General features: G+C 45.4%; 4 protein-coding genes. All 4 read left to right on the plus strand.

The features are described from left to right. Window positions 1–759 precede the first annotated feature (759 nt). The gene (locus tag ACO1R6_RS10220) at window positions 760–2,046 is read left to right on the plus strand and encodes an SWIM zinc finger family protein (protein ID WP_486264455.1); all 1,287 of its coding nucleotides are present in this window, start codon (window positions 760–762) and stop codon (window positions 2,044–2,046) included. Window positions 2,047–2,049: 3 nt separating this feature from the next. After that, window positions 2,050–3,576 (plus strand): DUF5691 domain-containing protein, encoded by a 1,527-nt coding sequence (locus tag ACO1R6_RS10225; RefSeq protein ID WP_486264456.1) that lies wholly within the window; start codon window positions 2,050–2,052, stop codon window positions 3,574–3,576. 89 nt (window positions 3,577–3,665) lie between these two features. After that, a complete protein-coding gene (locus ACO1R6_RS10230) occupies window positions 3,666–4,745 on the plus strand; it encodes an ATP-binding protein (RefSeq protein WP_486264458.1) in 1,080 nt (359 codons plus the stop codon). Between the two features lie 4 nt (window positions 4,746–4,749). Beyond that, the coding region (locus ACO1R6_RS10235) for a DUF5682 family protein (RefSeq protein ID WP_486264460.1) at window positions 4,750–6,705 on the plus strand (1,956 nt) is incomplete at its 3' end.

Consider the following 6,705-nt stretch of genomic DNA (forward strand, 5'->3'; position numbering starts at 1 on the left):
GGTACGGTTTCCGGCACCGGTACTTCTTTTGCCGCTCCCCACTTAGCTGGCTTGCTGCTGCTCAAAGGCAATGCCATCAACAGCATTGGACAGGTTATTGGCGACAAAGACAACACCCCTGACCCTATCGCGCATTTGTAAGTATTTTTAATTTATTACCTATAAAAACAAACAGCCGCTATATGCGGCTGTTTGTTTTTATAGGTAATAAATTTCTAGAAGCTGTTTGGTCTATTATAAGCAGGATAAAACTACTGCCCTTGTTGGGTGCTTTCCCCAGAGTGGAATTAGGTAGAAGCATTCGTAATTGCGATGATAACACCCCCAAAGACACTTATTATATTCGAAGCAGAAAGACGAAAACAGCTTCTTATTCTAAAACCTACCAGATTAAAGAAATTTATCAATCAACTTATCACAGTATCGCAAATATTAAAATTAGTATAATCTGATTCCTTACATAAATACCTTACCACAGTAAAAAGAATTTTTTGGTAAACTTAGCTAGTTTGTACATCATAAATATTATAGCATTTGCATATATATAAAATAATACCTTTATTAAATCACAATTAACTTTTCCAACAGCATTAACCAGCCAATATTTTAAAACTTAATAATATGTTTTTGCCAGGTAAAAAGGCTTATTTAAAATGTTTAAGCATAAGGAAATTCTTTAAAGTACCCTTTGTCTTTTACTTTAGCTGGTATATGAACTCAAAAATTCATCTAAGTAACTATTTACTTAATCTATAATCAGTGAATTGGTCTGAAGAACAAGTGCTGGCCTTATCGCCGGATGCCTCCTCTACAAAATCAGGAAAAGATTTGGCGCGGCCCGAAAAATGGCAAACGTTGGCTATTTCGGAACAAGCCATGTGGGGCGAAATAAAAGGCAGCGGCAGTACACCTTACCGCACTCAGATTGACTTGCAAAATATTGCGTTTAAATGCTCTTGCCCCAGTCGCAAATTTCCCTGCAAACACGGGTTGGGTTTATTTTTAATTTACGCCCGCAAACCAGATGTATTTACTACGGCAGCACCACCCGATTGGGTAACCGAATGGCTGGATAAACGGCAGGCCAAAACCGAGAAAAAAGAAGAAGCGCCCGACCCCACTGCCCAGACTAAACGGATTGAAGCGCGCGAAGCCAAAATATTGGCCGGGCTGGAAGAAGTAGATTTGTGGATAAAGGACTTAATCCGGAATGGATTATTAGCGGTACCGGATAAAAGCCATGCCTTCTGGCAAAACCCGGCTGCCCGGCTGGTAGATGCGCAGGCTCCCGGCGTGGCCAATTTAATTCGCAGTTTAGGTGATATTGCTTACTTTCAAGAAGGTTGGCAAACACCTTTACTGCAAAGATTAATTCAGATATACTTAGTAACCCAGGCTTACCCCAACTTAAGCAAATTACCAGAAAATATTCAGGCAGATTTGCGCGCTTTGGTTGGCTGGACCCAAAACCAGGAAGAGCTCAAAACCCAACCCGGTATTAAAGACACCTGGCTGATTTTAGCTAAACAAACTGCCGAAGAAGCGAATATTTTTACGCAAACTTATTGGTTATACGGGCAGGTAAGTGGCCAATTTGCCATGGTGCTTAACTTTTATCATCAGTCCAAACCATCGGATTTAGGCTTGATAACCGGCACGGCCTTAGAAGCGGAATTGGTGTTTTACCCGGGTTCATATGCTTTGCGGGCGTTAATAAAAGAACAAAAGCAAACCGTTAGTATGCCCGATATTACTGGTTTTACTACGCTTTCTGCCCTTAAAGACCAGTTTGCGCAAATTATATCGGTTTATCCCTGGCAGAATAATATATCCGCTTTAGCCCATTTAATACCCTTTTTGCACCAGGATAAATGGTTTGTAACCGACCAAGAAAACCGGTTTATGCCTCTTGATAAATCCTTTAATAAACCATGGCAATTACTGGCTTTAAGTGGCGGATATCCGCTCAACTTATTTGGACTTTACGGCCGTAGTACCTTTTTGCCTTTAGCTATGTGGCACCAGGATTATTATTTAACCTTCTGATTTATGGAAATTTGGGAAGAAGCCGTTAAAGTTGCTTTATTAGGAACCGCCCACCAAAAGCTGGCTCCAGAAACCTTGCCTTTACCGGTAAAAGAATTGGTAAACCAACTAACCGCTACCGAGCCGGAAGAAATATTCCTAAAGACTTCTGCCTTGCTCATGAACTACGAGCAGGCAGGCCGTTCTTTGCCGGTATTACAAATTAATTTACCGAAACCCGCCGAACCTGATGAAAAATTAAACTGCCCTGATAAAGCCCTCCAAACCCTGAATGCCATTTTAGAGGAAGGTTTCCCGACTTTGCTGCCCGAATGGCTGCAAAAATGCGCGCAACAACAATTTGTAGTTCGGGAAGATTATGTGCCAGCTTTATTAGATGAGGGCAAAAAAAATATTAAACTACGGGCACTTATAAAAGCGGTAACCAACAATCGCGGAAAATGGCTTGCTACCTTTAACGACACCTGGAATTACCTGAACCAAACCAACCAGGAAATTTGGGAGCAAGGCAAACCCGAAGAACGAAAACAATTTTTATTACGCTTGCGGCAGGAAAATCCGGCCGAAGCGCGTGCCTTATTAGCAGCTGCCTGGAAAGAAGAAAACGCCAACAGCCGAACCGAATTACTAAGCACCTTTTCCGAAAATCTTAGTCTGGCCGACGAGCCTTGGCTGAAAGAATTGCTCGCTGATAAAAGTCAGAAAGTAAAAGAAGCAGTAACTAGCTTGTTGGGCCAACTACCCGATTCGGAATGGGTAAAAGAAGTGTGGCAGGAAGTAAAAAATTGGATACACGTAAAAAAAACAACTTCCTTTATTGCCTTTACCAAAGAAGAACTGGAAATTACAATACCAGAAAACTTGCCCGCTGCTTTAAAGCAAAAAGGTGTTCAGGAACTGAGTAACCAGAAAAACCAGGCCGACCACGAATATTGGCTTATTCAAGCATTGGCTCTAATTCCTCCCTCATTTTGGGAAAAACACATTGGGGCCGAGCCAGAAAAAATATTTAGCCTTTTCGAAAAGCATAAGATATTACGCAAAACCATTCCGGGTTTAATTTCAGCCGCCGTCCGGTTTAAAGATGCTACTTGGGCCAAACTGCTACTGGAAAAGAAACTAAAAGAAAACGAATGGGTAAAAATTCCTGACCCTTCGCATTTATACCAGCTGCTTGCATTACTTCCGGAAACTGACCAAAAAGAATATTTCCATCAAAAGCTCGACAAAAAATCATTAGGTTTCAATTTAAAAACCATTGATTTTTTACTCGGACTACAATTTGAGTGGGATTTAGCATTCTCTATAAAAGCGCTGCAGGAATTAGCCAGTGAATATTCCGAAACCACCCTATGGCAATTTTACGGGCTGTTCGACCTGCATCTTTATATGCACCCGGATGTGCTTTTGCATTTGCCCAATATCTTACCGCCTAATCCGGCGCTTTTGCCGCGCTGGCAATCTTTACAAAGTAAATTGGTGCGGGCTTTGGAATTAAAACAAGCCATCAGAGAAGGATTTTCTGATTAAACTAAAAATAATACATCACGCTTTACCTGCCACCAGTAAGCTTTTATCTTTTTGTTACTAAAAATTAAAACCAAAGACTTTACATATATATGCAACAAGTACAACGGGCCCACGCCGAGCACCAGTTTGCCGAAGAAATTGAAGAATTGAAAAAAGCTGACACCCATCCCTGTCCCCCTAACTGGCAGCTTTCGCCCTGGGCGGTGGTTACGTATTTAATGGGTAGCACTTTAAAGAATGGCTTCCGGGTAACGCCAAAATATATTGGCAATCGGCGCTTAATGGAAATTGCGGTGGCTACCTTAACCACCGACCGAGCTTTGTTATTGTACGGGTTGCCCGGTACGGCTAAATCCTGGGTTTCGGAACATCTGGCTTCGGCTATTTCGGGCACTTCTACCCTGCTTATCCAGGGCACGGCCGGCACCGGCGAAGAAGCCATCCGCTACGGCTGGAATTACGCTAAATTATTAGCCGAAGGTCCTTCCGTGAATGCCTTGGTGGTAACGCCCGTGATGCGGGCCATGCAGGAAGGCAAAATTACCCGCATAGAAGAATTGACCCGGATTTCGGCGGATGTACAGGATACCCTCATTACCATTTTATCGGAAAAAATGCTGCCGATACCCGAGCTGAATATGGAGGTGCAGGCCAATAAAGGCTTTAACGTAATTGCCACCGCCAACAACCGCGACAAAGGCGTTAACGAACTTTCGGGGGCCTTGAAAAGACGCTTTAATACCGTAATTCTGCCGGTTCCCGATACCATGGAAGAAGAAGTGGAAATTGTAACCCGGCGGGTTGAAAGCTTAGGACGAGCCCTGGAGTTACCCGCTGAGCCACCCGCTTTAGAAGAAATCAAACGCATTGTTACTATTTTCCGGGAATTGCGCAGCGGCGTAACCGTAGACGGCAAAACCAAACTAAAAATACCTACTAGCACCATGAGTACCGCCGAAGCCATATCGGTGGTAAACAGCGGTATGGCCTTGGCCGGGCATTTTGGCGATGGTGTTTTAAATGCCCACGATGTGGCGGCCGGCCTGGTTGGCTCGGTGGTTAAAGACCCGGTGCAGGACAAAGTAGTCTGGCTCGAATATTTAGAAACAGTAGTAAAAAACCGCGAGGGCTGGAAAGATATTTACCGGTCGTGCCGCGAGTTAGTTTAAGCCTATGAGCATTACTGTTTTTGGTATCCGGCACCACGGCCCTGGCTCGGCACGTAGCCTTAAAAAAGCGCTGGAAAAGCTGCAGCCTGATATTATTTTGGTAGAAGGTCCGCCTGATGCAAATAGTATTATAAACTTGGCGGCTAACGTAGAAATGCATCCGCCCGTGGCCTTGCTGGCGTATATGCCCGACAAACCCGAAGAAGCTGTTTTTTACCCCTATGCTACGTTTGCGCCGGAGTGGCAGGCCATTAAATTTGCCCGCCAGAACCAAATACCAGTGCAGTTTATGGATTTGCCACTGGCACATAAGTTTGCCTTGGATGAAGCTAAACCAGACAACGAGCATACCCCTTTACCCGCCAACCTGGATGAACCCGGTAATTACCCGCTGGATTATTTAGGTCGGGCAGCCGGCTTTACCGACGGGGAATTATGGTGGGAACACATGTTTGAGCAACGCCGGAACTCCGCCGAAGCTTTTGAAGCGGTGCTGGAAGCCATGCAGCATTTACGACAGGAGTTGGCCCGGCCCGAATCCGCAGAAACCTTGCTGCGGGAAGCATATATGCGCAAAATTATCCGGCAGACCGAAACCGACGGGTACCAAAATATTGCCGTGGTTTGCGGGGCCTGGCACGCTCCTGCTTTGGAGCAGATGCCTCAAAAAAAACAGGACAACGATTTACTCAAAGGCTTGCCCAAAGTTAAAGTTGCCGCCACCTGGATTCCCTGGACTTTTAACCGCCTCACATTTTATAGCGGCTACGGCGCCGGAGTAACATCGCCAGGCTGGTACCAGCACTTATGGGATTTTCCGGAAGATTTGGGCATTGGTTGGATGACGAAAGTAGCTCGGGTATTTCGCCACAAAAACATGGATACTTCGGTTGCCCACGTCATAGATGCGTTCCGCTTATCGGAAACGCTGGCGGGTTTGCGACAACTTGCCCGGCCCGGCTTAGCCGAGTTAAACCAAGCCACCCAATCAGTCATTTGTTTTGGCGATGACCTGATGCTGCAGTTAATTTTTCAGGAGCTGATTGTGGGCAAGAAAATAGGTCGCGTTCCCGAAGAAGCGCCGCAAGTACCGCTGCAAAAAGACCTGGAACGGCTACAGAAAAAGCTACGGTTAACGCCCAAAGCTTTTGAGCAACAGCTTACCCTCGATTTGCGCCAGCCCAACGATTTGGAACGGAGTAAATTATTGCATCGGCTCGCCATACTAGGCATTAACTGGGGCCGTCCGCAAAATACTTCCGGTAAAGGTACTTTTAAAGAGCAATGGCTGCTTAACTGGGAGCCGGAACTGCTCATTAAAGTAATAGAAATGGGCGTCTGGGGCAATACTTTAGAGCGTGCGGCATCTAACTACATCGTTCAAAAAGCGAAAGAAACAAATATTATTGGCGAAATAGCCGAATTACTGGAGAAAGCCATTCCGGCCGATTTAGAAGAAGCCGTGGCCCAGCTCATGCAGCGGATTAATGCGTTGGCTTCGGTTTCTGGCAATATTTCCCAACTCATGCGGGCTTTAATTCCGCTGGCATATGTGAGTCGCTACGGCAACGTGCGCCAAACCGATTTAAACCTGCTCACCTCGCTCGTGCAAGGCTTAACCATTCGGGTTAGTATTGGCTTACCTAATGCCTGTTACGGACTTGACGAAGATGCCTCCTCCGAAATGTTTGAAGCTATTTCGGAAGTGCAGTCGGCTTTAAGTTTGTTTCAGGAACCAACCATTCTGGAGCCCTGGCGACAAGCCCTCCGCTCCCTATTTGTAACGCCCAATATTCATGGCCTTATTGTCGGTCGGGCCTGCCGTTTATTAGCCGATGCGAAGGAAATAAACGAGCAGGACTTAGGGGTTAAATTTAGCTTAGCGTTATCCAGCGCCCAGGAACCCGGTTATTCGGCGGCCTGGCTCGAAGGCTTTTTAAAGGGCAGCGGCATGATTTTA

The organism is Adhaeribacter sp., assembly GCF_057359045.1.

What these genes read in the sequence shown, in the direction of transcription:
- ACO1R6_RS10225 (WP_486264456.1), top strand. Translation starts at nt 2,050, where the DNA reads ATGGAAATTTGGGAAGAAGCCGTTAAAGTTGCTTTATTAGGAACCGCC.
- ACO1R6_RS10230 (WP_486264458.1), top strand. Translation starts at nt 3,666, where the DNA reads ATGCAACAAGTACAACGGGCCCACGCCGAGCACCAGTTTGCCGAAGAA.